21 protein-coding genes and 1 tRNA gene are annotated in these 23,521 nt (G+C 58.3%); 15 read left to right on the forward strand and 7 right to left on the reverse strand.

Annotation, left to right across the window (positions count from 1 at the left end; translation table 11 throughout):
• Positions 1 to 134: 134 nt before the first annotated feature.
• The 7 genes from ACFOEV_RS14270 to ACFOEV_RS14300 all read right to left on the reverse strand — a co-directional run bounded on the left by ACFOEV_RS14270 (position 135) and on the right by ACFOEV_RS14300 (position 10,196).
• A complete protein-coding gene (locus tag ACFOEV_RS14270) occupies positions 135 to 1,442 on the reverse strand; it encodes a lysine N(6)-hydroxylase/L-ornithine N(5)-oxygenase family protein (protein ID WP_386775043.1) in 1,308 nt (435 codons plus the stop codon).
• On the reverse strand, positions 1,435 to 3,243 hold the full coding sequence (locus tag ACFOEV_RS14275; protein ID WP_386775045.1) for an IucA/IucC family protein: 1,809 nt from the start codon (positions 3,241 to 3,243) through the stop codon (positions 1,435 to 1,437). Before ACFOEV_RS14275 ends, ACFOEV_RS14270 begins: the two co-directional genes overlap by 8 nt.
• Positions 3,243 to 4,148 (reverse strand): GNAT family N-acetyltransferase, encoded by a 906-nt coding sequence (locus tag ACFOEV_RS14280; RefSeq protein WP_386775047.1) that lies wholly within the window; start codon positions 4,146 to 4,148, stop codon positions 3,243 to 3,245. Before ACFOEV_RS14280 ends, ACFOEV_RS14275 begins: the two co-directional genes overlap by 1 nt.
• Complete coding sequence (locus ACFOEV_RS14285; RefSeq protein ID WP_386775049.1) at positions 4,145 to 5,905, reverse strand: IucA/IucC family protein; 1,761 nt, start codon at positions 5,903 to 5,905, stop codon at positions 4,145 to 4,147. Before ACFOEV_RS14285 ends, ACFOEV_RS14280 begins: the two co-directional genes overlap by 4 nt.
• A gap of 89 nt (positions 5,906 to 5,994) precedes the next feature.
• Positions 5,995 to 7,188, reverse strand: coding sequence for an MFS transporter (locus ACFOEV_RS14290; RefSeq protein ID WP_386775051.1), 1,194 nt, complete (start codon positions 7,186 to 7,188; stop codon positions 5,995 to 5,997).
• 157 nt (positions 7,189 to 7,345) lie between these two features.
• Positions 7,346 to 9,442, reverse strand: coding sequence for a TonB-dependent receptor (locus ACFOEV_RS14295; RefSeq protein WP_386775053.1), 2,097 nt, complete (start codon positions 9,440 to 9,442; stop codon positions 7,346 to 7,348).
• A gap of 178 nt (positions 9,443 to 9,620) precedes the next feature.
• A complete protein-coding gene (locus tag ACFOEV_RS14300) occupies positions 9,621 to 10,196 on the reverse strand; it encodes a hypothetical protein (RefSeq protein ID WP_386775055.1) in 576 nt (191 codons plus the stop codon).
• 131 nt (positions 10,197 to 10,327) lie between these two features.
• Here ACFOEV_RS14300 and ACFOEV_RS14305 point away from each other — a divergent pair.
• From ACFOEV_RS14305 to ACFOEV_RS14375, 15 genes are all read left to right on the forward strand, one after another.
• Positions 10,328 to 10,404, forward strand: a tRNA-Ile gene (locus tag ACFOEV_RS14305).
• A 97-nt stretch (positions 10,405 to 10,501) separates the two neighbouring features.
• Positions 10,502 to 11,563, forward strand: coding sequence for a site-specific integrase (locus ACFOEV_RS14310; RefSeq protein ID WP_386775057.1), 1,062 nt, complete (start codon positions 10,502 to 10,504; stop codon positions 11,561 to 11,563).
• Positions 11,564 to 11,679: 116 nt separating this feature from the next.
• Positions 11,680 to 12,630 carry a DUF6602 domain-containing protein gene (locus ACFOEV_RS14315; RefSeq protein ID WP_386775059.1) on the forward strand — a complete coding sequence of 317 codons (951 nt, stop codon included), beginning with the start codon at positions 11,680 to 11,682 and terminating at the stop codon, positions 12,628 to 12,630.
• 861 nt (positions 12,631 to 13,491) lie between these two features.
• Positions 13,492 to 13,725, forward strand: coding sequence for a plasmid-related protein (locus ACFOEV_RS14320; protein ID WP_386775061.1), 234 nt, complete (start codon positions 13,492 to 13,494; stop codon positions 13,723 to 13,725).
• Complete coding sequence (locus ACFOEV_RS14325; RefSeq protein ID WP_386775063.1) at positions 13,712 to 14,398, forward strand: hypothetical protein; 687 nt, start codon at positions 13,712 to 13,714, stop codon at positions 14,396 to 14,398. Before ACFOEV_RS14320 ends, ACFOEV_RS14325 begins: the two co-directional genes overlap by 14 nt.
• Positions 14,399 to 14,471: 73 nt before the next feature.
• A complete protein-coding gene (locus tag ACFOEV_RS14330; RefSeq protein ID WP_386775065.1) occupies positions 14,472 to 14,795 on the forward strand; it encodes a hypothetical protein in 324 nt (107 codons plus the stop codon).
• A 2-nt stretch (positions 14,796 to 14,797) separates the two neighbouring features.
• A complete protein-coding gene (locus ACFOEV_RS14335) occupies positions 14,798 to 15,448 on the forward strand; it encodes a type IV secretion system protein (protein ID WP_386775067.1) in 651 nt (216 codons plus the stop codon).
• A gap of 9 nt (positions 15,449 to 15,457) precedes the next feature.
• Complete coding sequence (locus ACFOEV_RS14340; protein WP_386775069.1) at positions 15,458 to 15,751, forward strand: EexN family lipoprotein; 294 nt, start codon at positions 15,458 to 15,460, stop codon at positions 15,749 to 15,751.
• On the forward strand, positions 15,748 to 16,743 hold the full coding sequence (locus ACFOEV_RS14345; RefSeq protein WP_386775071.1) for a type IV secretion system protein: 996 nt from the start codon (positions 15,748 to 15,750) through the stop codon (positions 16,741 to 16,743). The genes ACFOEV_RS14340 and ACFOEV_RS14345 overlap by 4 nt, the downstream gene beginning before the upstream one ends.
• A 904-nt stretch (positions 16,744 to 17,647) precedes the next feature.
• Complete coding sequence (locus ACFOEV_RS14350) at positions 17,648 to 18,178, forward strand: hypothetical protein (RefSeq protein WP_386775073.1); 531 nt, start codon at positions 17,648 to 17,650, stop codon at positions 18,176 to 18,178.
• 16 nt (positions 18,179 to 18,194) lie between these two features.
• A complete protein-coding gene (locus ACFOEV_RS14355; RefSeq protein ID WP_386775075.1) occupies positions 18,195 to 18,470 on the forward strand; it encodes a hypothetical protein in 276 nt (91 codons plus the stop codon).
• Between the two features lie 187 nt (positions 18,471 to 18,657).
• Positions 18,658 to 21,048, forward strand: coding sequence for a DNA/RNA helicase domain-containing protein (locus tag ACFOEV_RS14360; RefSeq protein ID WP_386775077.1), 2,391 nt, complete (start codon positions 18,658 to 18,660; stop codon positions 21,046 to 21,048).
• A gap of 99 nt (positions 21,049 to 21,147) precedes the next feature.
• Positions 21,148 to 21,504, forward strand: a complete 357-nt coding sequence (locus tag ACFOEV_RS14365) for a nucleotide pyrophosphohydrolase (RefSeq protein ID WP_386775079.1) — start codon at positions 21,148 to 21,150, stop codon at positions 21,502 to 21,504.
• 302 nt (positions 21,505 to 21,806) lie between these two features.
• Complete coding sequence (locus tag ACFOEV_RS14370; protein WP_386775081.1) at positions 21,807 to 22,583, forward strand: type IV toxin-antitoxin system AbiEi family antitoxin domain-containing protein; 777 nt, start codon at positions 21,807 to 21,809, stop codon at positions 22,581 to 22,583.
• The gene (locus tag ACFOEV_RS14375; RefSeq protein ID WP_386775083.1) at positions 22,573 to 23,493 is read left to right on the forward strand and encodes a nucleotidyl transferase AbiEii/AbiGii toxin family protein; all 921 of its coding nucleotides are present in this window, start codon (positions 22,573 to 22,575) and stop codon (positions 23,491 to 23,493) included. Before ACFOEV_RS14370 ends, ACFOEV_RS14375 begins: the two co-directional genes overlap by 11 nt.
• Positions 23,494 to 23,521 lie beyond the last annotated feature (28 nt).

A 23,521-nucleotide genomic window follows, 5' to 3' on the forward strand; every position in this document is an offset into this window, starting at 1 on the left:
TCGACCGTAGTTCTGGAAGTCGGCGACCGAATAGCACTGTGGTGTTGGCATGGCGGGACCAAGCGGCAATAACGATACAAGAACGTGCCTCATCGAGGCACGCCGTTCGTACATTAAGTCAAATGCTCAATGTGTCAGATGGCCTGCGCCCAGCGTTGTTCTCCCGAAGCGTGCCAGGCGATGGGGCCGTCATCTTCATTGAGATCGAAGACGTCGCGGTCGGCGACATGGTTGAGGATGGTCGCCGAACGCCAGGCCATCAGCGACAGTTGCGGCTCGGCGATGCCGTGACTATGGCGACCGGCGTTGACCGCATAGAGCCGGTGTGCCGCGGGACCCTCCCAGCACACCTCGAAGTGGGGGCCCAATACCAGCTCGCCATGGGCATCGCGCTCGAAACGTTCGGCCAAGGGCATCAGGCAATCCGGTAGGTGAGAGCAGAAGCCAGTGGCGAAAATCACCACGTCGGCCACGAAGCGTTCAGGGCTGGCGTTAAGACCATGCCTGGTGGTCAGGGTGAAGCCGAGGCCATTGCGCTCCAGGGCGGTGGCTTCACGATGGGGGTAGAGACGCGCCCAGCGTGGCTCGCCGAGTACGTCGAAACGATGGTAGAGCTCACGGTAGAGCATCTGCAGTGCGGCGGGTGTGATGCCGTCGCTGGCCAACTTCTGGGCCGCGACCTCGCGCTCACGGACCTCACGCGGCAAGTCGTGGAAACCGCGGGTGTAGTGGGGCGTAAAGTACTCGTTGGTGAAGGCCGTTTCGTCGAGGGGCTCGAAATTCCGTCGCCGTGAGACCCAGTGCAATTCTCGGGGTTGCCCCCAGTGACCGCGCAGGGCGTTGAGGAAGATATCGGCACCGCTCTGGCCACCACCGACGATCACGACTCGGCGCCCACTGAAATCACGGGGAGTGCGGGCGATCTCGGCGGCGTGCAGGCAATGAGGGCCACGCAACGCATCGGCGAACGACGGTAGCCAAGGGCGCTTGCCGGTGCCTAGACATAAGTGGCGAGCGCGGTGGTTGCCGGTGTCGGTCCGCAGCCGGAAGCCGGCATCGTCCAGTTCGACCTCGCGCACCGCTTCACCCAGGCAGACGTTTTCCAGCCGGCGCGCGGCCCAGACCAGGTAGTCGGAGAATTCGGCGCGACTGACGGTGCCTAGCTCGGTGTTGAGGAAGCGATAGAAGCGCCGATGGGCGACCAGGTAGCTGAGAAAGGAATGAGGGCTGTCCGGGGCCACCGCGGTCACCAGGTCCTTGAGAAAGCCGGTCTGCAGGTGGGTGTCGGGCAGCATCAATCCGGGATGCCAGACGGGGTCGTGACGCCGTTCGAAGAAGCGGGTGGCGAGCTGTGGCAGATGCGAATCGGCCAGGGCCGCGATGCTCAGGTTGAAGGGGCCGGCGCCGAGGCCGGCCAGGTCGAGAACGGTGGAATCAGACATCGGACACCTCCTGTGTCGAGGGGCGGTCAGCTACGGCGACCGGTTGACGAACGAAATGCAGCGGGTTGTCGACGCGCAGTTCCATCTCCGCCAGCATGCGCTCGGCAGCGCTGTCGGTGGGGTGAAGGAACTTGGCGCGGTTGAGGGTCAGGCGCAGGATACGCGGTGCAAACAGCTCGAAACGGGCGAAGCGCTCGGCCAGTTCCGGGTGACGGGCCCGGTAGGTGTCGAGTACATCGCCACATAACCGGTAGAAGCGCGCCTCCGAGATGCCGCAACTTGCCGCCAACGGTGCGATAAAGCGCAGGGTCGTGACGAAATGGCCGGTCTGCAGGTCATGGATCAACTTCTCCGGTGGCAGGCGTACCGTGACCTCCTTGAGCTCGGCGGGCAGGTCGTCGGCTTCCGGAAACTCCTCATCGACCAGGCGCAGGTCGCCCTGAAAATCCTTGAGTGCCAAACGGTGAGGCCAACCGTCGCGGAGAATCAGGGTGAGGTTCTGGCCATGGGCGATCAACGACATGCCATAGCGGCACATCAGATGCCACATGGGCACCAGGGTGACCTCGAACATGCGGGTGAGCCAGGCTTCCGCGGATTCGACGTCGTGGGCACCGGCGGCTGCGAGGTAGGCGGCGAGCCAGGGGCGTCCGTCATCGTCGGCCTGCATCAGTTCGGCCATCAGCAGGGCTTGCTCGTTGTTGGCCAGGCGGGGGGCCAGGGATTCGCGCCAGATCACCCCGAATAGCTCGCGGTAGCGATAGGGCGATCGCGGCAGGCGCTCGTACTGGCTATGGGGCAGCACCGCGCCGGCGGGTTCGGCGAGTATTTCCAGATGGACCCGGGCGAATTCCTCGTCTTCCCGCGCCTTGGTCTTCAGCCATGCCGAGGCCGCGGGCCCGGCGAGCAGGAAGCGGCCGGGAATGCCGCGATAACAGGAGGTGTTCATGATGGTCAGCGGCAGCTTGATATCGTAGGCCGATGGCCGACTGACGTTGGTCAGGGTGCGCAGCGACTGCTGTGGCACGTAGGCGTCGCCGAATTCGCCTAGATACACGAGACGCCGATGGGCGATATCGGCGGCATGCAGAGTGCCGAGCCATTGTTGCCACTGCCAGGGGTGGACCGGCAATAAGCGATAGGCCTCGGGAGCGGGAATCCTTTCGGACAGTGCCTGGCGCAGGCGGGCCTGTTCGTCCGCACTCAGTGCCGAGTCCAGCAGAGCCGCGTCATCGATACGCCCACCGCCGCATTCCAGGGCATCGGCGGCGATGGCCACCCAAGCGAGACGGAAGGCATTGTCGTATTCGGGAGCGAAGCGCGCCAATGCCTCCAGCCCCCAGCCGCGGCGTCCCTTGTTGAACAGGAACTTGGGATGGCCGTCGAGCAGGCGCTGACGCTGCGGTTCGGGCAACCGAATGGCATCGTCGGCGTTCAGTCCTCGACGAGCCTCGCGCAACTGGCAGTCGGCACGCAGCGTGGCGAACAGATCCTCCAGGTGTTCGGCGGCCTGGGCATCGCTCATGCCGAGTTCCGGCGCCAGGGCAAGGAGAAAGTCGGCGGCCTCAAAGGTGGCGCCGGGCGGTGGCGCGAGGCTCTCCGGCTCGACTCGGAGTTGCCCCCACAGGTTGGGGGTGGCGCGAAAATGCCAGCCGGTATCTCCCAGGGTGAGCCGGTAGCCGTCGCCGTCACGCAGCGGGGCGATGATCTGCTCGTAGGTCAGCTCGCCGATCATCTTGGCGATCAAGGCGCGGTTGGCTGTCTCCCAATGGGGGGACAGGCAGCTATCGAGACGCTCCATCACATCACCTCCCGGAAGAAACGCTCGCGATGGCCCATCACCAGGCTGGCGCGCTTGTGGGGGAAGTCGAAGTCACGCAGCCGCGAAAGCCCCAGTCGCTCCAGGTGGCGGAACAGGCGCTGATTGTCGTGGCGTGGCTCCAGCACCAGCCGGCTGGTGCGGGGCTCGGAGAGGTAGGCATAGTGGGACAGCCCGCCCAGCCAGGCGTCGACGAAGCGCGACCCGCGCACGTCCTCTTCGCCGACCAAGAGGTGCATCCCGCGGTCGAACGGCGCCCAGGGGTAGTAGGGAGCCAGGCGATCTTCGGCGGCCCAGTAGAGTTCGAAGTAGCCGAAGGGGCGATCATCGAATTCGCCGATCAACGGCAGGGTATGCGGGTCGGCGAGTCGCTGTGCGATGAATTCGGCGAGCTCGGCTTCGGACCAGGCCTGTTCCCAGAACTCGGCGACCCGTGGCAGATGCATCCAGCGCACGAAGCGTTCGAGGTCGCGGTCGGGATCGATCACACGCAAGGAAAAGGTGCGTTCGAGGCGTGGGTCGAAGCGTCGATACAGCGTACCGCTTGGTTGGGCAGGCCGCTGTGGATGACCGGATGTCGCATCGTAGGGCGTCTCGCCTGGTTGAGTGGGAGGATGCAGCAGCCACTGCCAGGGCTGTTGGTAGAAGTCGCGGCGCAGGACATGGCCGCCGCCCAGCACGTCGACCAGGCGCGTCCAGCCGGGGTGCGTATGCCACTCCTCCGCTTCCAGAACCAGCAGCGTCAGACCAGGGTGGTGCACAAAGACGGTATCGATGTGCGCGATCAGCGAGCCTGTCGAGTCGCTGCTCCGCTGCAGTCGGGCCGCTTCATCCTCGAGAGGAGCGATCTCGAGCCCATGGGGGCGTGCCTTCAGACTGACGGTCATGCCGGAACTCCTTGGAGGTGTGTGGTGTTGGCGCTGGCAGCGCGGACTGTTGCCAGTGGGTTGGCCAGTGGCAGATAGAGGCGGGCCGGCTCGGCCAGCGTGGCTTCGTTGACGCCGCTCAGGTAGCAGAAGAAGTTGCCCTTCGCTTCCAGGTGGTGAGCGTTCAGGGCGTGATTCAGACAGTCGAGATCACCGTCGAGCCGTTCCTGCAGTCCCTCGAGATGGGCGCGCAGGTCGACCAGCAGGGTGGCTTCGTCGACCAGGCCGTCGGCGGCGAGGGCACTGGTGACGGCGAAGGTGGAGTTGATCAACAGGTAATAGAGGAAGTAGCGGCGCAGCGTGGCTGGTGGCCAGTGGTTCTCCGGCGGTTGCTCGAGCTGTGGATGCCGCTCGAGGAAGCGATCGCCGACCCCGCTGCCCTGACAGTCGCGGTAGAACATGCCCACCGGCCAGCCGTCATCCAGGCGCAACACGATGTTCTGCTGGTGGGCCAACAGCACGATGCCGTCTTCCACTGCCAGGCCGAACAGCGGTGTCAGCACGCGCTCGCAGAAGGCGGTGAACCAGCCACGTGCCACTTGGGCCAGCGGCATGCCAAGGCTGTGAGCCTTGGCGCGGAGGCGAGCCGAGAGCAGCGACTGCCCACCGGCGACGAGCGGTTGTTGAGTGAGTGTGGCCAATACCACGGCTTCGCTATCGGCCGCATCCGCCAACAGGTTCTCGCGCAGCACCACCAGGCTGGCCGGGTCGACTGCACCATTGGCATCGCGCCAGCCCAACCAGGCGGGCTCCTGCATGACGGCGAAGCCGGGAAAGCGCTGCGCCACGTTCAGCTCACGCATCCAGTGATCCAGATGCAAGCCACGCTGGACTTCCTTGACGCTGAGCAGGCGTAGCGAGTTGGTCAGCCGTGCCGATAGCGACCCCTTGACCATCCAGGGCACGCCGGGAGCGTAGAGCGAGCGATGCGACGACGTCGGCAGCCAATCCGGCTCGCTGTGACCCAGCCAGTGCAGCCGGCCATTTCGCTGTTGCTCCTGGACCCAGGGAAGCTGGTGCAGTCGTTGTGCTTGCCAGGGGTGCATGGGCAGGACCGAGAAGCCGTCCGGCAGATGCTCGGCAAGCACCTCCGGCAACAGGCCCAGGGCCAGCTCGGTGGCACGGGCGTCGCGGCTGGTATCACCGGCCCTCAGTTCCGGTGCCAACGCCCACCAGGCGAGGCCGAAACGGGCGCGATGCTCGGGGCAGAAGGCTTGGGCCTCGGCCTCGCTGAAGGGAGAGCGAGACTTGGGGGCGGGGTGGAAGGCATGACCGGCCAGCAGACCCTGTTCCGCCTCGGCAAAGTTCAGCGGGCCTTGCTGCAGGTGGCCGAGATCGTCACGGGCGTCCAGGCTGGCTTGAGTGTTGGTGCGACTTTCCAGTACCCGCTCGCGGAAAATGCTGCGCGCCTCGGCGGCAAGTTCACCCACCAGAGCCGGTGTTGCCAGGATGCGTTCCAAAGCCGTGGCGAAATCCACCGCGCGAGGGGTGCCATCCTTGAGCCACAGGACAGGCCACTGGAAGCGGCATTCGCCGCTGGCGCTGCGATGGTGCAAGCGCAGGTGCAGCTCTCCGTCATCGACAGGCAGGATGGCCAGGTCGCCATGCATGGTGGTGTCGAGATGCCAGCCTTGGCTTTCGCGTAGCAGGGCATTGAAGAAGCAACTCGCGGCCGGGTCGGCCTCGGATAACAGCGTTGGGCTGGTGGGAGCAGACATTGGGCGTTCTCCTTTTTGAAAATAAAAGTACAAATACGAATCATTCCGTTAATTAGCCGTTACTTCTCCTCGCCAACATGAAAGTCATCCTAGTCGTAAGAGACGGAAGCCCGGGAAGCGGGTTCGGTCAGAAAATGGCGTTTGGCCAAGGGCACCAGTGTCAGCAGTAACAGAGCGGCGACAAAAGCCAGCGGTAGCAGCCACCATGCGGTGACCAGACCGACCACCACGGTCGCAGCCCCGTAGCCGAGGGTATGAGCCATGGCCAGGAAACCGGCACTGGCTCCTTGGGCCTGGTGGCGGGTGGCCGCGTCGGTATAGCCCGGAACGGCCAGGGCGGCACCGGTGCTGGCGATCATCACGCCCAGCCCGAACCCTGCCATGCTTGACGTTTGTGTCAGTAGTCCGTAGCCCACGACCAGGCCCAGTGCGCCCAAGGCTAGCAAGGCATAGCCACCGAAAAGATGGCGGCGCGTCACACCGAGTTGGACACTCAAGGCGCCCAAGGCGCCAAGCGACAGCAGTACCCCCATCAGATGCCCGGCTCGGGTGGCATCGATGTCGAGCTTGCCTTGTAGGGCATTGGGCAGGCCCAGTTGCATCAGCGACACCGACATTGCCAATAGCAGTGCCATGATCAGGCAGGGCAGCAGGCCGAGTGCCAGGCGGGGCGATTCGGCCGCTCGCTTGGAAGGGGATGAGACGTGAGGCCGTGGCACGTCCTTGAGCAGTGCCAGGGCCAGCAGTCCGCCAAGCAGCATCAAGCCGAAGGGGGCATAGACGCCGAGCCCCAGGCTGGCAGCCGCGGCCAGCGGGCCCAGCAAGCGACCACTGCTGAGCCCGGCACTGACGGCGGCCAGGGCCTTGATTCGCTCTTCGCCGCCATGCAGCGCCAGTGACCACTGTTGGCAGGCGGGAACCATGCCGGAGACCGTCAGGCCATACAGCACCCGAGACAGGGCCACCACGACCAGGAGCGCACCAGCGGAGAGCAAGCCCTTGGCCGTGGCCCACAGAGCGAAGCCGATCAAGCCAAAGCTGATCACATAGCCCAACAGCGCCTGTATCACCACCACCCGCGCGCCGTAGCGGTCGGCGACTCGCCCCCAGAAGGGGCTGCCGAGCAGGAACAGCATCGACCCTAGCAGAATCAGTCCGGCCCACTGCGACAGCGGCAAGCCGAAACGCTCCACCAGTACCGGCAGCACGACCAGCAGGCCGTTCTGACCGAGTCCCAGCAGAGCCGCACAAGTGCTGATTCGCCACAGTGGGGGAACGTGCATGACTACTCTCCCTATAAACACGATTGAGAATTGTTATTATTTAAGCTTTTGCCGTCAAGGTAGGAAATGTATCGGCTTGTGAAAAATGGCTGCATCGGCCATGAAAAACGCCCACCGAAAGGTGGGCGTGAGGGGCGAGCATATCGCGATGAGGGGCTCAGTAGTCGACAGACCAGGTCAGGGTGTAGGTGCGGCCGCGGCCCTGGTAGTCGTAGAGATATTCCGGGCCGTAGTAGGGGGAATAGAACATTGCTGCACGCTGGCCCCATACGGTGGAGTACTGCTCATTCAATAGGTTCTGCACCCCGAGGCTGAACTTGCCAAAGTCGGTCCGTTGGCTCGCCAGCAGATCCAGAGTGGTAAAGCCATCGATCTGGCGGTCGTTGTCGTCCTCCAGATTGAAGACATGGTTGGCCTGCAGACGTGCCGAGCGAACATAATCCGTCCAGCCGACGAATGCGGTGGCCGAAGACAGCGAGGCATAGCGAGCATCACGCTTTTCCCACTCACCTTCGTCGTTTTCTTGATCGGACCGTACCAGATGCAGGGTGCCGCCGGCCTCAATGCCATTGTCAAAGTAACGGGTCAGGGCGCCTTCGAAACCGTAGTCGCGCTTCTTCTCGTCGACCACCGTCACACTCAGGTCCTCGGCATTCTCCACCGCCTTGTCGGACCAGGAGTAGTAGATTGCCGCCTGGGTCAGCCAGTCACCGCCACGATAGCGCCAACCGAGCTCGACCTGATCGGTCTCGATGGCGGACAGCGGGTTTTCGGCAACGCTGATGTCGGCGCTCTTGCCGTAGTACTTGGCCGGGTCGGGCAGTTCGAAGCCCTGGCTGAATTGCAGCCAGTTCTGGTGGCCGTTGCCGTAGTCATAAAGGGCACCAGCATTGAGCAGGGTGGCATCGTAGTCGTTCTCGCCACCGGGGATGCCCTTGAAGTCGTCGACCTCGACGTCAGTGTGCTGGCGTCGCGCTCCGGCGGAGAGCTGCAGGCCATCGGTCACCTGCCACTTGCCTTGGGCGAAGGCTGCGATGCCATCGACCTGATAGCCGGGGTAGCGTGGCTCGACACTGGCCCGCTCCTGCACCAGGCCGCCACTCGCATCGGACACGGCCTTGTCGAAGATCATCTGGCTGGCGTCGAATTTTTCGCGATCCAGGTCCAGGCCGTAGGTGAGACCGATGCTGTCGCTCAATTGGGCATCGAACAGCGCCTTGATCCCGCTGAGCTTAGTGTTCTGTTTGGAGGCGCGGAATTCGGAGCCATCAGTGACGGGATAGGGGAAGGCCTGGAAGCTGGATTCTTCCTCTCGGTGGAAGACCTGGAGATAGAAGTCCTGACTCAACAGGTTGCCGTGATGGTATTGCGCATTGACCATCTTGCGGTCGGTGGCCGGGTCGCGATCCGAGCGATAGCCGTCGTGGATTTCAGCATCGTTCAGGTCGGGCGTGGCGGCATCCAGGTTGGGGAAGTAGACGCCACGATCGCCTTCGTAGCCGGAGCGATAGAGCTGGGCGCCGAGTTCCAGGGTCTGGTTGGCGTCCAGGTTGAAAGTCAGGTTGCCGAGCACATCGATACTGCGGTTGTCCTGCAGGTCGGTCTGGGCGATATCGGGGAAGATCTCATCGCCATTGGCGTCGAAGTGGCGGCCATTGTCCTGGTAGGCGGTGCCGAGATAGCCCTGCACTCGTTCGCTACCGCCGCTGACCGACTGGGCGATGCGCCTGTCCAGGTCGTCGCTGTTATTGAAGCCCGTGGTAATGCCGGCTTCAGTGCGCCAGTCGGGGCCGCCGACGTCACCCTTTCTGGTGATGATGTTGATGATGCCGCCGGTGGCGCCGCCGCCGTACAGGCTGCTGGCGCCGGAAAGCACCTCGATGCGTTCGATATTGAAGGGGTCGATGGCGTCGAACTGACGGGAGAGACCACGTGAGCTATTGAGTGATACGCCATCGATCAGTACTTGGACGCTACGACCACGCAGGTTCTGGCCATAGTTGGTGCGCCCTTGAGGTGCCATGTCGAGTCCCGGTACCAGCTTGCCCAGGGCAGTCTTGAGATCGGCGCCGGTTTCGATCTGCTGCTGCAAGTCCTCTTTTTCGATCACCCACACGGCGCCTGGAATCTGGCTGATCTGGGTCGGAGTGCGCGAGCCGACCACAACCATGGTGTCCTGTTCTTCCTGGGCCTGCAGCGTCATCGCCGCTGAACCTGCGACCACGGCTAGACCGAGGGTCAGTGTCTTCTTCATTGTGGGTTCCCTTGCTGGCAATTCATGGCTTGCTCTGGCTGAGAGCGGGGCAAGCATACCAGAATGAAATAAAAACTCAATGAGAGTGATTCGTATTTATTCTTGGGGGCGAATCACTGGACAAGCTGAACGACGCTCCGGTAAGCCGGAGCGCCGAGCGGGATGTTAGGAAGGAAAACTAGCGGTCGATCAGGGTGGCATCGAGTTGCACCGGCACCTCGTCGCCGATCCGTTCATAGCCCAATAGCAACAGCACGCTACGCGCCGTCTGGTGAGCCATCAATTCACGGCCATCCAGCGCGACCCGCTCGGCATTGGTGACTCGGATCAGATCGTGGGTCTCGCGAGTGAAGCGCAGTAGAAGCGGCTCCTGCTCGGTGGCGCCCTCGGCCTGGATCCGGAACATCAAGGTTTCGGTCATGGAGTCGCCTACACCGAGGGCATCCAGGCGTTCAGGCGGTAGTTGGGTGACCAGGGTAGCCAAGGGCATCTTTTTCACGCCCGATAGCCAGGGCGGCAGTTGCCCCAGGCGGTCAAGCACATCGGTCTGGTCGAGCCGCAGCGGCAAGCGCAGGGTGCCATCGGGCCCGATATCACCACGTAACTCGCGTACTTGATGCTGATGGGGAACCGGCCCGTTGGGCGTGATCTCGACTACCGTTGCCTCGAGACGCGATTGGGCCGGATCAAGCTCCCAGGCCGCTTGGACGGGCAGAGCGAGCAGAAGGGGCACGATGGCAAGGGATGCTTTCAAGATGATGCCTCCGAATCAATGACACAGTTCCTGACCCACCAAACGCGGAAAAGTGCCTGGCCGCCCCGATCATGACCTGCCAGAGCTGGCCTAGCGCGACGGCATTCGCTATCATACTGCCGCGCAATGCAGGGCCTATAGCTCAGTTGGTTAGAGCAGGGGACTCATAATCCCTTGGTCGCTGGTTCGAGTCCAGCTGGGCCCACCATTCAAATCAGCTACTTAAGAATTTTCTTTGGTGAGTCCCATAGTCCAAGGGTACAGTTTCGGTACAGTGCCGATCCTTCAGCCCCCTGGAGTTTTTCATGGCCACCATCGTCAAGACACCTGCCGGTAGCTGGAAAGCCGTCATCCGCAAGACCGGCTGGCCGACCACTGCCAAGACCTTCCGCACCAAACGCGACGCCCAGGACTGGGCACGCCGCACCGAAGACGAAATGGTGCGTGGTGTTTATATCCAGCGCAGCGCCTCGGAGCGCATGACGCTCGAAGCGGCACTCAAGCGCTACCTGGCCGACGTCACCCCCACCAAGAAGCCCAGTACCCAGAAGAGCGAGCGCCACAAGGCCAACACGCTGATCGAGCACCTGGGAAAATACTCCCTCGCGGCCCTGACGCCGGAACTGATCGCCAACTACCGCGATACACGCCTCAATAGCATTGGCCATCGTGGGCAGCCTATCAGCGCCAATACCGTGCGCCTGGAGCTTGCGCTGCTCGGCCACCTCTACACGGTGGCCATCCAGGAATGGGGGTTGGGCCTGACCTACAACCCCGTCCAGAACATCCGCAAGCCAAGCCCGGGGGAAGGGCGCGACCGCCGCCTGAGCCCCGACGAGGAGAAGCGCTTGTTCGCCGTGCTACGACAACACAGCAACCCAATGCTGGCCTGGATCGCCAGAATCGCCCTGGAGACGGGCATGCGCTCGTCGGAGATACTGACCCTGACTCGCTCCCAGGTCGACGTGAAACGCCGCGTGGTGCGCCTCACCGACACCAAGAACAACGAAGCCCGCTTGGTGCCGCTGACCCAGGCCGCCACCGAGGTGTTCAAGCAAGCGCTGAACAACCCAGTGCGCCCGCTTGGCTGTGACCTGGTGTTCTTCGGTGAACCTGGTCGAGACGGCAAGCGTGGTCCCTATGCCTATACCAAGCTCTGGAACCAGGCGAAGAAGAAGGCCGGACTCAATGACTTCCGCTTTCATGACCTACGCCATGAAGCCGTCAGCCGGCTGGTAGGGGCAGGGCTATCCGATCAGGAGGTCGCTGCGATCAGTGGTCACAAGTCCATGCAGATGCTGAGGCGGTATACCCACCTGAGGGCAGAGGACTTAGTTGTAAAGCTGGATAAAATGATTAATAACTAATATAGTTGGCATATTGCAGTCATAATGAAACATAAGGTGCCATTTTGTCGGTCATAAATAGGTGGTCTAAATCTATAGCTAAGCTACTGAGCGCTGCTTTCTCGGTTGGTTCTTCTGTGTCAAATAACGGAATCGTTCTTGGTGACGCTAGAGAGAGCTTTATCCGTGATGTATTGACTCGTTTTTTACCCCAAAATGTCGTTGTCGGTACTGGCCAAATCGTAGATCAGAGTAATAATTATTCAAAACAGGTTGATGTGATAGTTTACAGAGGTGACTTTCCTGTTCTGAGAACGCTGGGTAGTTTAGATGTGTACTTTATTGAGGGTGTGTTAGCAACGATTGAGGTAAAATCAAAGCTAGATGAAGAAAAGCTGTTTGAGGCTTTAGATAATTGCAAGTCGGTTAGAAGTTTAAGGCCTACGTTCTTACGTCAGTCTTTAGACGACTACTCTGAGTTGGTTTATGAGAATAAGTATGATGATTTGTCAGTTACTGAGAAGAACTCAGTAATGGGCATGGTTTTACCACCAGCTTATATTTTCTCATATAAAGGTTATACGAAGAAATCGATTGAAAGCTTCAAAGCCAGCCTGAATAGCTGGCATCTAGACTTTGAGCGTGGCGAACATGACGTAACTGTTTTTCCTGAGGTGATAGCAAGTGAGGGATGTGTCTCGGTAAAGAATTTAAATAATCAACTTGGATTGAGAAAAGCTACTGAAAAAGAGATGATGCCCATTGTTTCATGTTTGAACTCACAGCTCGAAGAAAATCTCACATACAATAACTATTGTGAGTGCGTAGGTGTTAATCCTGAAGAAGGTTTTTGTTATGGGGCGGGTGTCAAAGAAGATGAAGCGCCATTGCAATATTTGATTGCTAGCATGCTTGAGTTAATTATTTCAAGAGTGGGGTTACAGCAGCTAGGCGGGACGCCGATTACATATAACTTGATCGGTTATCACATGATAAGCGATATGGAAGGGCCATGGGATGGAATTGTTGTTAATGCAACAGATGTAAAAGATCCAAAGCTTGATTTTTTTCAAAAAATAAGTATATGAGAGGCTGCGTGGCGAGAGTGCCATGCTCAGTCACCGTTACACTGAGCGTCATCTAAAAAAGGCTTACCTAGTCCTCGCAAATCGTCTTGGTTTGCAAACGCGCTCGACAGACCTATTAGTCTCCCTTGGCTCGATATAACAGCGTTATTAAACGAAGCCTTGGCGTCGAAATAAATAAGAAGCTAAGGATCGATAGCTTATTTTCTTAGTTTCCCCATTAGATAGTCAATCAACTAGATATAAACGAGCGTCAGATGAGATGGCGGACATCAGTGGTAAATGTCCATGTAGATTCTACGGCGCTACACCCACTTGATGGCCGAGGACCTGCTGGAGAAACTGGACCCGATCTTGATTTGTCGAACAGTATTGTAACGGAGCCTGAAGTAACGGCTTTAATTTTAGTGTCGTCCCAACTGTTCATCTAACAGGGGATGGTTTCATATCATATTCTGTACCGTATTTCATATTGTACGAAATATGAAATACGAAATATCTGGTTTGTCATGGCAGGGGGTGTAATGCTCCCTGGTTTCTTCCCCATCTCTCTTGGGTGCAGGGTCCACGCCCCCTCACGAGTATGAAGTCAGCCAGGTGGAATATATTTTTATTGAACATTGCCATGCTGATAGTTTTATATAATCAATATATAACTATTTGTTTTTAAGCGGCTTTATTTTTTCTTTCCTCGGGACTTTGATGTTTTATTCATAATTATAAGGATCAAAATGGTATATCTTGATTATCAAAGTTACATACTTTGATGCTGACGTGATTGAAATCAGATCCTTCGCCATTTGCATCTGTATTTACTTCGTTTAACACTGCCTTCACACCATTCGTTGCAGATGAGGTGCAGGGATGACGACTGAAGAATATCTGGTCGATCGTTTTGGCTTGCTGATGAGCATATCAGACCTGGCGGATCTTCTTGGTCGTTCGCCCGATGGCGTGCGGGTTTCTCTTTATTCAGATACTGAGGTCTCTCGGAAGCTGAAGCCGACGATGGTGAAGGTAGGGCGTCGTGTCTATTTCCGGACGCTCCAAGTAAAAGACGCCCTGGATTTGGAGCCTTCTGAATATGGCGCGTGTTAGTCCATCGGTAGTGCAGAAAATTCTGGGTAGGGTAGTCGCCTATCATGCTGCGTTCACGCTCCTTCCCGGCGTTTCAGTTCCTGGTGCAGTCTTCCTTAGCCAAGCATTTTACTGGACACGTAACACCAAGGCGGAGGAAAGAGGCGGGTGGTTTTACAAAAATCAGCGTGGTAGAGATAGTTGGGAGTCAGAAACTGGACTTTCTCCAAAGCAGCAGGCTAACGCTAGGAAATCGCTAGTGGAAATTGGCGTATTGGAAGAGGAAAGGAGAGATGTTCCTGCAAAAATGTGGTATCGGGTGAACTGCGAGCGCTTGCTTGAGCTTCTTGCGGAGCAACTTGATGACGAGCCTTCTGTAAGTGGTTGTAATTCCAAGTTTTTTCCTTTGGTAGATTCTGATGTTCCTTCTGGCCAATCTGGTGATCAGGATGGTCAAACCTTGATTCTACCAAAGGGCAAATCTATTACAGAGAATACAACACAGAATACAGCAAGAAATAAAAGAGATGCGGCCAAAGCTGAGAGTTATCCTGGGAATAAATCAAAATTAACGCGGGCCGAGATGGCTGAGATGCTGGGCCAGCAAAGAGCAGACCTCATAGCCAAAAATTACGGCAGCGATAAGGTTGGAGCTCCTGCAGTAGAAGAAATGCGCAGAACCCTCCGCAAATAGGATTCGAGCGGCGCGGAACGGGGGTGATGGCCCCGACCGCGCCTAACCAAGACTGCCTGCATAGGAGGCATCCATGGCTAACAAACAGGGTATCACACCCGCCTTTACCGACAGTGGTCTGTCACGGTTGTACCGGTCACACGCGGTTGAACAGCACGCCATCCAGAGTGAGATTCGAACCCTGGTGATCATTGCCGGTTACGCTTGCGATTTTCTCACCGAAGGGATGGAAACCCTCCCCGAAGACTTCTTCACCTGTATCGAGGAGATGAAAGAGGTGATGGAATCCATCGACCTGAAAAGTCTGGATTTTGAGAAACGGTCGCTCACGCTCCAGAGGACAAAACGGCGTCTGGAGGCCAAGGCGACCCGCCAGAATCGTCAAAAGGAGGTCTGATCATGAGCAACATAATTTCGTGCGCACGAAAAATCGCGGGTTTCACCCTCGCGGCCACCATCAGTCTATCGCAGCCTGCCATGGCTGGTGGGATTCCCGTCATCGACACGTCGAACCTGGCCCAGCAGATCCTGCAAGTAGAGCACATGCTGAGTCAGCTCGAACAACTGCAAGACCAGCTCGAAACAGCCAACAGGCAGTTGGACAGCATGAGCGGGGTCCGAGGCTTGGCTAACGTCATCGACTTGGCCTATGACACCGCCGTGAACGTCGACCCCAACCAGGTGCTGAACAGCGCCGGCATTAGGAGTGCGAGCGAACACGGCCTATCCGGCGGCGTGGCGGACCTGTACGACAGCGGCAACGAGAACACGGCGACCTGGCTTGGCCAGTCTGAAAAGTCCCTGGAGCAAGCCCAGGAGCGCTTTAGCGAGCTGGCCGGATTGGTGGCCGAGGTCAACAACAGCCCAGACCAGAAAGACGTTCTGGACCTTCAGGCCCGTATCGGCGCCGAGGAAGTCTTGCTGCAAAACGAGATGGCCAAGCTGACCATGCTCCGGTCGCAAGCCGAGGCCAACCAGGCGCTTCACGCTCAGCGGGTTCAGCAGATGCGCATCGCGTCATCAGGGGAACCTTTCGAACTTGATTGGTAAGGAGGCCTTATGGGTGCCAGGAAAATTTCGTGCGCACGAAATATTGCCGTTGTGGTTCTGGTCAGTGTTGTGCAGACCGGGTGCTTTGATGATACCCCGGATACTGACCCGGTGCAGACCGTGGACTGGTACAAATCACATGACGACGAGCGCAAGGTGACACTGGATAAGTGCGGCAACAACCCTGGTGAACTCCAGGAGACACCGAATTGCATTAATGCACTCCAGGCAGAAAGGGCACTGTCTAGCGGTGAGCCCTTCGAGCTCGACCTGTCTAGCCTCAAGAGCGAGGAGGACTCATGAACCTGTTTGAAGGCATGTTCTCCGTCGTTGATCAGGCACTGGTCCAGTACATCATCAACACGGCTACCGACCTCATCGCTTACATCACTCCAATGTTTACCAGCATGTTGATCGTCTGGATTGCCATCTGGGGCTATTTAATGATGTTTGGCAAGGTCAGTGAGCCCTTGCAGGAGGGCGTTTTTCGCATCCTTCGCATCGGCTTCATCATGACGCTGGGGCTGACGGTCGGTACCTATATGGGCGTCGTGGTGGACGTGCTGGCTCACGGCCCGGAAAAGGTAGCAGCAGTCATCACGGGGTCCAATGGAGGCGCAGCGGCCATTTTGGACAGCCTGTTCTCCCGCGTTCTCGCCGTAGCTGATCAGGCCTGGGATAAAGCGGGAGTCATGAGTGGTGATTTCGGCATGTATTTGGTGGCAATTCTGATCATGGTGTTTGGTGGTGGTGTTGCCATCGTAGTGGCGTTTCTCCTGCTGGCCAGCAAGGTGGCAACGACGGTGCTGCTGGCGATTGGTCCGCTCTTTATCATCGGCCTGCTGTTTAACAGCACCCAACGCTTTTTCGAGAGCTGGCTGGGCATGGTGATCAATTTCGGCATGCTGCTGGTTTTGGGTTCAGCCATTGGGCGCATGGTCATCGATGTCAGCGAAGCGTTCATGAACATCGTGGAGTCCTCGGCAAGCAGCATGGCCAGTATGACCACAAGCGCCTATCTGATTGCTTTTTTTGCCCTGGGCATCCTGGTGCTGAAGCAGGTGCCGGCCATTGCTTCTGCATTGGGCGGTGGCGTGGCATTGGCAACTCAAGGGGCCCTTGGCTCAGCCATGAGCGCGATGCGTCCCTCAGCGATCAGGCGTCAGTACCGTGGTATCCAGCGTGATACGCGTATCGCAGGTAATGCCGCGGCAGCACCGTATCGTGGCGCCAAATCGGCTTATCGGGCGTATCAGAAGCGCTTTGGTGCCGGCAACGTGATAACCGGAGGATGAACATGCCCTCACAATGGCTTGCCACCTGGCGTGCGCGTTGGATGCGCATCAAACGTCTCGGAGAGTTGGGGCTATCGGGCGTACTGCTACTCATTGGTGCCTTGCTGGTTGTGGCCTTAATACCCGCACTCCCTGGGGTGGTTTCGAATGCGTCGGCGGGTGATATCCATGCGATCAAAACACTGCTTGTCTGCACAGCGGGAATTGCCGTGTGTGTTCTTCAATGGCGATGGCGCACGGCGATCTATCCGCAGCTTCGGCGAGATGCGTCACGGGAGAGACAATCATGAGCTATCGCCGTTTGACCCCCCAGGAGATAGAAGACTTGCGCAACGAGATGCGCGCCGCTGGGCAGTGGATGAAGGCTGAGCTGGCCAAACGTCGGCACGAGCGTAGAGAGGGTGTTGAGGCTGGCACAAGTCCCTCCCCTATTTCTAATGGCGAAGCCTCTGACTCAGCCCCAGGCGATGATCAGGTTTGAGACAGGTCCATCCGTATTACTAATGGCGAAGCCTTCAGTCCTGTCAGCGCAGCCTGAATTTCTTACGTAAGAAAAGTCGTGGTGACGACGGAGCAGGGTAGTGCCCAAGTGCTTTGTGGGTCATGAGCAGCTATCCATTCGGTGTGAGCCTCCTGCCCACTGGCATCGAGAAAATTTCGTGCGTACGAAATTTGGGGGCGGTTTTGAAGCTAGGGCAGGATTCGGAAATTGCTAGCACTTGGTACCGCCGCCTTGAGTTGGTCGCGCCTGGAGAAGATGTTTCAGGAGCCAAAATTTCTTACGTACGAAAAGTGTGGGTGGCTTTGAGGCTAGGGCAGGATTCGCAAAGTGGTACCACCTGCCGGTATTGCGCTGGCATTTGGTATCAGATTCGAGTGTCGGCGCAGAATGGAGGATGAAGGAATGACGGACACAGCTGTGGTCAAGACCAGGCTGACACCTGGAGAGAAGGAAGCTTGGCAGCGTCTGTGTGAGGCATCAGGCCGCTCGGAGTCAGATGTGCTTCGAGAAATGATCCAACGTGTATGCGGGGAGAGCATCGCTGAAGAAGGACGAGACATGATGCGTGGCCCCAAGTCCTGCAAGTTATCGATTCGGCTGACTCGACAGGAGCAAGAATTGATTATCGAGCGAGCCGCCTACGAGGGCTTCCCGAATCGCACCTGCTGGGCTTCGGCACTGATTCGGGCCACGCTGCTACGTAAACCGGTCATGAATGAAGAAGAACTCTCGGCTCTGATCCAGGCTTCCTTCGCACTGACTGACGTGATTGAAAACTCAGGCGGCACCCGGCTGGGCTTACCCCGCATGCGTATCAAGGACCAAAGTCAGGGAGAAATTAGTATCAAAGAGCTACTGGAACGTGTCAGTGAGATTAATGATCGCGTGATGGCGCTGGCCTACGGTAGTCGCAAACGTTGGAATCTGGTTTGAGCGCAGGAGAACGGAAATGCCGCGTTATAGCTTCAAGATCGATCCGTGCCCACCAGAAGAGGGCTACGGCTGGGTGCTCCGCTACTTTGAGGACGATTGGGAGATCCCAAGCTATGAGATCTTTGCCTCGCCTTCAGAAGATGCATGGATTATTCAGCAAGAGTTCGAAAATGCACAGTTTACCGGTGAGCTATGGGTCGAAGAGATGATCGCGGAACAGGGCGGGGATATAGGAGCCAGTCCAGCAAGCGGACCGAGTAACACGCAGTTGAGCTTCAAGCCCGATGAATGACTAATAAGGGCAAACTCAGGACCGCAGCCCTACTCGAGCTAAGATGGCTCAGTTGACTCTCCAAGCCTGCTTTAACTGGCATATGAAGTTCAGGTGATGTTATAGCAGCCGCTAGCGTGCATAATTGTCAAATGCATCCACGCGAACAATCCATAAGTGACTGACAGGAAAGGAAACTTTCGAGGGTATGCTGGTCTACAGCGCCACCAAGCAGCAGTTCATTGATGACGTGCGAGCCAACGTCATCACCGACGCCATCGAGAACGAGGTGGCGCGCAAGCTGAATCGCAACTCACCTCGCAGTGAGGTGACCTCCTGGGAGAACTCCCTTCGCTTCATGATGAGCGTGCTGCTTGATGAGGGAATTCCCGCATCGGCAGGGGTGGCTATCGAGTACAACATCCCGCTGACCAACCGCCGTGTGGACTTTATCCTTACCGGTAAGAACCACCAGCGTGACGATGCCGCCGTCATTGTGGAGTTGAAACAGTGGCAGTCCGTTGAGGTGACGAAAAAGGATGCCATTGTGCGTACCCAGTTGGGTTCCAGTATTCGCGAAACCAACCATCCCTCGTATCAGGCGTGGTCCTATGCGGCGCTGATCGAAGATTACAACGAGACAGTGCGCTCCGAGTCCATCAGCTTGGTGCCCTGTGCCTACCTTCACAACATGAAGCAGGCAGACGCCATCAATGACCCCTTCTACGAACACCACACCCGCCGTGCCCCGATTTTCATTTCGCGCGACGCCATGCGGCTTTCCGAGTTCCTGAGCCAGCACATCAAGTACGGTGACAGTAACGACATCATGTATCGCATCGAGCATGGCGTGATCAAGCCGAGCAAAAACCTGGCGGATGCGCTGGCGTCGATGATGCGGGGCAATGCCGAGTTTCTGATGATCGATGATCAGAAGCTGGTCTATGAAACCGCGATCGACCTTGCGCACCGTGCAGGCAACGGAAACAAGCAGTGCCTCATCGTCAAGGGCGGTCCTGGGACTGGCAAGTCCGTGGTGGCGATCAACCTGCTGGTGGAGCTGACCAACCGCGAGATGATGACGCAGTACGTGACACGTAACTCGGCTCCACGTGAGGTATTCAAGAAGAAGCTGACAGGCACCCGAAAGAAAACCCATATCGATAACCTCTTCAAAGGCTCGGGAAGTTACGTGAGCACCGAGCCAGATACCTTCCACGCGCTTATCGTGGATGAGGCCCACCGCCTGAATGAAAAGTCCGGCATGTACCAGAACATGGGAGAGAGCCAGATCAAGGAAGTGATCACGGCTTCCCGGCTATCGGTATTCTTCATTGATGAAGCGCAGCGAGTAACGCTGAAGGATGTGGGCACGGTAGAAGAGATCAAGCGTCGAGCAGAGGAGTGTGGGGCTGACGTGCAGGAGCTTGAGCTGGCATCTCAGTTTCGCTGCAACGGCTCTGATGGCTATCTGGCGTGGCTTGATCACGCGCTTCAGGTTCGCACTACGGCCAACACCGATTTGGATGACATCGATTACGACTTCCAGGTCTTTGATGACCCCAGCGCGCTGCGTCGAGCCATTCTTGAAAAGAATCGCAAGGCCAACAAGGCACGCATGGTGGCGGGATACTGCTGGCCTTGGACGAGCAAGAAGGACAAGCATGCCATGGATATCGTCTTTGCTGAGTATGGCTTCGCTGCCCAGTGGAACCTGGATGACGACGGCATGCTCTGGGCTATCGCCGATGGGTCAGCAGAGCAGGTAGGTTGCATCCACACTTGCCAGGGCCTGGAGTTCGACTACGTCGGCGTTATCATCGGGGATGACTTTGTGATTCGCGACGGTCGCGTGGTAACCGATGCCGGGAAAAGGGCAGGACAGGACCGTTCCGTTCACGGGTACAAGACACTGCTCAAGGAGGAACCTGAGCGGGCGAAGGCTCTGGCAGACCAGATCATCAAGAACACCTACCGCACTCTGATGACGCGGGGGCAGAAGGGCTGTTATGTCTATGCAACGGACCCCGAGACCTGTGAGTACTTCGCAGCCTTTGTACGTTCCCGCACTAAGGCTGAGCATCCAGCTATGCTCGATGAAGCCGAGGTGTTAGACGGCCTACACCTTCCTATCGTGACACGAGAGCTGGCAGAGCCGTTTGAGCGCCATGTGCCTGTCTACGATCTGAGCATTGCCGCTGGCGAGTTCAGTGACATGCAGATCGCTGAAGCTGAGCACTGGGTCGAGCTCCCTGACTTTATGCGGGCAAGCCCTGACCTGTTTGTCAGCCGGGTAGTGGGTGAGTCGATGAACCGGCGTATTCCCAATGGCGCCTGGTGTTTATTCCGTGCAAATCCTGGCGGCACGCGTCAGGGCAAGATCGTTGTGGTACAGCATCGAGCCATTGAGGACCCGGATCATGGCGGCAGCTTCACGGTGAAGCTGTACCAGAGCGAAAAGATCGAGGAATACGGCGAGTTCGTGAACCAGCGTATCGTCCTGAAGCCACAGACCAACGCCTTCGGTTACAAGGACATCGTGCTCGAGGACGAACTTGAGGACCTGAAGGTCATAGGCGAGTTTCTCTTCGTGCTATGAGGCCCTCTGAGCCGATCCACCTGGACTCAGGCTGGATACCGAGCAGTAGAGCAGGCATGCTTTCAGCAATCCAAGACAGCAGAACTAGGTGAGTCCCTCATGTCCGACCCGTTCAAGCAGCTACACGATGCCATGGATCAGTTTGCCACCGAGCGAGACTGGGACCAGTTCCATTCGCCCAAGAACCTGGCTATGGCGCTGACGGTGGAGGCAGCTGAGCTGCAAGAATGCTTTCAGTGGCTGACCGAAGCGCAGTCCAAAGAGCTGGATGAACAACAACTCGCCGCCGTGCGTGACGAAATTGCCGATGTTCAGCTCTACCTGATCCGTTTAGCAGGCAAGCTGGGCGTGGATATCGAAGCGGCATGCTGGGCGAAGATGGAAAAGAATGCGGAGAAATATCCCTCCGACCAAGTGAAAGGAAGTGCGAAAAAGTACACGCACTATCAAGATTAACGTGATGTGCGGCCGCTTCGCTCTCTTCAGTGATTTCCCCAGCTTAGCGTCGTCCCTCAAGCTGCCGCCCCGCTAAAACGTTGCGCCGGGCACGTGGATGTGAGCGCGGTGCGTCGATGTCGACCAACTGATCCTGCAACCGCTGTGGTGGGGCTACCCTGTGGCCTGAGCAGGGCCGAAGATGCAGTCGTTGGTTTAAAATATATGCTGAAAACGGCCTACAATGGCGATTTTGTGTTTGAAAATAAACCGGTGTGGTTTACTCTTAACTCTGAAGAGGGAATTTAAGGCCGCTTTTTCACGTGAAAATAAACCATCTGCTGCACAAGATCCCGTATGGCGCCGTCGTTACGACCGCCTGGCTTGCATCACATGGCGTCACCTCGGATCAGGCGCGTAAGCTGGCTGGCAGTGGCTGGCTGCAACGCGTGGGGCACGGCGCCTACTGCCAAGCGGGGGAGCCTCTTACTTGGGAGAGCGCCGTTTTCGCCCTGCAGGCAAGCGACGACTCTGGGGTGCCACCGCTTTGGCCGGGTGGCCAGACAGCCCTGGCATTGCACGGCTTTGTCCACTATCTGCCCATGGGGGAGCACACAACGCACCTGTATGGCAAGGAGGCCGCTCGGCTGCCCCGATGGTTGAGTGACGCCGAGTGGGCAGGGCGAATGGTGCTCCACTCGGAAAAGGGCCTACCAGTGCAGCTTCCCGGTAGCTTCACGGACTACGCGCCGGATGGCAGGGCCTTCAGCTTGCAGGTATCGACCCCCGAGCGAGCGGTCCTGGAGTGGATCGCCGTGACGCCGAATGAGCTGCTGTTCAGCAGTGAGCTGGTGGACACCTTCGGCGGGCTTAACACGATGCGTCCGCGCCGGCTGCAGGCATTGCTGGAGGGATGCCGTTCGGTGAGAACCAAGCGGGCCTTTCTGGTGCTGGCTCGCTACGCCGGGCATGCCTGGTACGGTCGTCTGGAACCACATCGACTGGACCTCGGCAAAGGCAAGCGGCAGCTCTGCCAGGGCGGCAAGCTGGACAGGGAATATCACGTTACGGTGCCGGAGGCTTTCCTGCATGCCGATTGAAGCTCGCTACCACGAACAGGTCAGGCTGCTGGTCTCGCTGCTGCCGTTTCTCAATGACGAGCCGTGCTTCGCCCTCAAGGGCGGCACGGCCATCAACCTCTTCGTGCAGCCGTTTCCGCGTCTCTCTGTCGATATCGACCTGGCCTACCTGCCGCTGGAACCCCGTGACGAGGCCCTGCGACGCTGTCGCGAGGCGCTGCAGCGACTGGCAGAGGCCTTCAGTGCCCGTCTGCCAGGCGTGCGGGCCGAGCTTCAGGACAATCGCCGAGACGAGCTGAGGATCCTGGTGCGCCAGGGGCATAGCCAGGTGAAGGTGGAAGTATCACCGGTGCTACGTGGCACCCTGCACCCGCCTCAGGAGCGCGATGTCGTTGAAGCCGTAGAGGACGAGTACGGCTTTGCGGCGGTGCAGGTGGTGTCACTGCCGGACCTGTACGGTGGCAAGATCTGCGCCGCGCTGGATCGCCAGCACCCCCGGGACCTCTTCGATGTGAAGCTGCTTCTGAACCAGGGCGGCCTGGATCGAAGCGTATTCGAAGGCTTCCTGGTCTATCTGCTAGGACATCCCAGGCCCTTGAATGAAGTGATCAACCCGCGACTGAAACCGCTGGATGACGTCTACCGACAGGAATTTGTCGGGATGGCCAGAGCCGATATCCCGTTGCAGCAGTTGGAGAACGCCCGGCGCGAACTTCTGAGGCGGCTGGGCCAGCTGATGACGGATGAGGATGTTCGCTTCCTTCTAACCTTCAAGCAGGGGGCGCCTGACTGGGCGCTGCTTCAGCTGCCGGGCGTTGAACGGCTGCCTGCCGTGCGTTGGAAGCTCGCCAACATCCAGAAGATGCAGCCTGACAAGCACCGTCAGTCACTGGAGCTGTTGGAGCAGGCCTTGGGTAGGCTTCGCGAATAATGGCTGGGGCCCAGGTGGTATAACGGCC

The sequence above is a fragment of the Litchfieldella rifensis genome (assembly GCF_042646605.1).
In the GTDB taxonomy this organism is placed as follows: domain Bacteria; phylum Pseudomonadota; class Gammaproteobacteria; order Pseudomonadales; family Halomonadaceae; genus Litchfieldella; species Litchfieldella rifensis.